The following is a 2361-nucleotide window of genomic DNA, read 5'->3' on the forward strand; positions in this document are numbered from 1 at the left end:
TAAAATTCTGGCCGTGGATTTTTGATACAATTTAAAATGCTAAAAATCCTGAAAGGAAAGGGAAATGCGTTATTTTAACTATCTGAGGCTTCCAGTTGCATCAACTTCTTATGTTATTGTTTTTATTCTGCTGATTCTTGTTTTTGCTCTGTTTCTCTTCACAGTTGCTGTAGTTAAGAAGTTTTTTGAGAAGAGACGTTATAGGGCTTCTTTTTTTAAAGAGGCTATGGATAAAGGGCTTTCGGAGAAAGAAGCGGAAATTCTCTGGGAATATTCTGTAAAAGAGGGGAGAGATCCCTTTTTAACCCTTGAGTTTAAAGTTGCATTCGAGAAGGTGGTTGATTTTTATCTTCACACTGCACCTGATGCTGATGAAGAGATTGTAAGATCTATGAGAGAAAAGCTTGGGTTTGATGCTGTTCCTTTCTTTGTTCCACTTGTTTCAACGAAAGATATAGAGCTTTTTCAACCGGCGCGTGTGGAACTTGCGGATGGTTATTCTGCGGATGTGGCACTTTTTGATAAAGACGAGAGGTATATGTATTGGGCATTTACAGACCCTTTTCCTATGAATAGGATAAAGACTGGTGATGAAGTAACTTTCGTTTTTATAAGAAAGGCCGATGCTATATATAAGTTGTTGTTCCCGATTTATAAGAAGCTTCTATTCCAACGGGATCAAGAAACTTATATAGTAGCATCGGCCTTTGTTATAAAAACGAAAGTTACTTCATCACCAGTCTTTATCCTATTCATAGGAAAAGGGTCTGTAAAGTGCCCAATACATATACCTCTCGTCTTTATCAAAAAGTGCCACATCCGCAGAATAAACATCCGCAAGTTTACATCACGACGCGCTATTGAAAAGAAGCACGTCTATACTTTTCTTGCGTTTAAAGACCAAAGCTTGGAAATAAAGAAAGAAGAAGAAGCAATAAAGACCAGAGGACTTTTCCTACATAGATCTTTCAATTTCTTCTATCCGCATCAGGATGCAGTGTAAATAAAAAGTCAACCACCTTCTCGAATGGCAAACTTTAAAAGCTCCAAGGGTTAAAAAGGATCTCTCCCCTTTTTTTACAGAATAATTCCAGAAAATTTCCGGCTTCTTTGCTCGAAAAGCCCTTTATCTCATAGCCTCTTTAAAAAAGCAATGCCCTATAACGTCTTTCGTTCTCAAAAAACTGTCTCTTAACTACCAGCAACTTGTGAAAAGAAACAGATGCAAAAACAACTCGGAATCAGCCAGAATAAACAACAATAACATCAAAAAGTTGATGCAACTAGAAAGCCTCAGATAGTTTAAAATAACCATTTTCCCTTTCTTTTCAAGGATTTTTAGCATTTTAAATTGTATCAAAAAATCCAACGGCCCAGAATTTTAGTCCTTGCATCATATTCCGCAAAAAGGACTAAAATCATTTTGTGACAGTTCAAAACCCCTGAAACCTTGAACAGAAGAAAACAGTAACAAGAAGACTTTAAAAATAAAAAAGCCCTGGCACCGCCCTACGTTCCCAAACCCTCTCCACGGCAGAATCATCGCAGCTGGCGGGCTTAATCTTCCGAGTTTCGCAATTGGATCGGGCTGTTTTCCCCGCCGCTATGGGCACACAGGCTATCGCCTTGGCTTTTCCTTATTCCTCGATTACCCCTGCAAGCCCAGGCACGTTCTTTGCCACTGAATAGCGGAAGCCAGTGTTCAGGTAGTTTAAAGGCGAGGGCTCTCGGCCGATTAGTACTGCTCAGCTCCACCCGTTACCGGGCTTCCACCTGCAGCCTATCAACCTGGTAGTCTCCCAGGGGCCTTACTGACCTTACGGTCAAGGGAGGCCTCATCTTGGGGTGGGCTTCCCGCTTAGATGCCTTCAGCGGTTATCCCATGGGCACTTGGCTACCCAGCGGTGCGGTTGGCACCACAGCTGGTACACCAGAGGTGCCCCCACTCCGGTCCTCTCGTACTAGGAGCAGCTCCCCTCAAGCCTCCTGCGCCCGTGGCGGATAGGGACCGAACTGTCTCACGACGTTCTGAACCCAGCTCGCGTGCCGCTTTAATGGGCGAACAGCCCAACCCTTGGGACCTGCTTCAGCCCCAGGATGCGACGAGCCGACATCGAGGTGCCAAACCGGTCCGTCGATGTGAGCTCTCGGGACCGATCAGCCTGTTATCCCCGGAGTAGCTTTTATCCGTTGATCGACGGCCCTTCCACTCAGAACCGCCGGGTCACTAGGCCCTGCTTTCGCATCTGCTCGACTTGTCAGTCTCGCAGTCAAGCCCCCTTATGCCCTTGCACTCTACGCGCGATTGCCGACCGCGCTGAGGGGACCTTTGGGCGCCTCCGTTACCTTTTAGGAGGCGAC

Annotated in this window: 1 protein-coding gene and 1 rRNA gene; one reads left to right on the forward strand and one right to left on the reverse strand. The window is 45.1% G+C overall.

Annotated features, from left to right (window positions below; all coding sequences use genetic code 11):
* Window positions 1-64 precede the first annotated feature (64 nt).
* Window positions 65-1003, forward strand: coding sequence for a hypothetical protein (locus tag H153_RS10030; RefSeq protein WP_022847754.1), 939 nt, complete (start codon window positions 65-67; stop codon window positions 1001-1003).
* 711 nt (window positions 1004-1714) lie between these two features.
* Here H153_RS10030 and H153_RS0108790 read toward each other — a convergent pair.
* A 23S ribosomal RNA gene (locus tag H153_RS0108790) occupies window positions 1715-2361 on the reverse strand; the annotation flags it as partial.

This window comes from Desulfurobacterium sp. TC5-1 (assembly GCF_000421485.1).
GTDB lineage: Bacteria > Aquificota > Aquificia > Desulfurobacteriales > Desulfurobacteriaceae > Desulfurobacterium_A.

Coding starts and splice junctions, on each gene's coding strand:
- H153_RS10030 (WP_022847754.1), top strand. CDS start 65: ATGCGTTATTTTAACTATCTGAGGCTTCCAGTTGCATCAACTTCTTAT.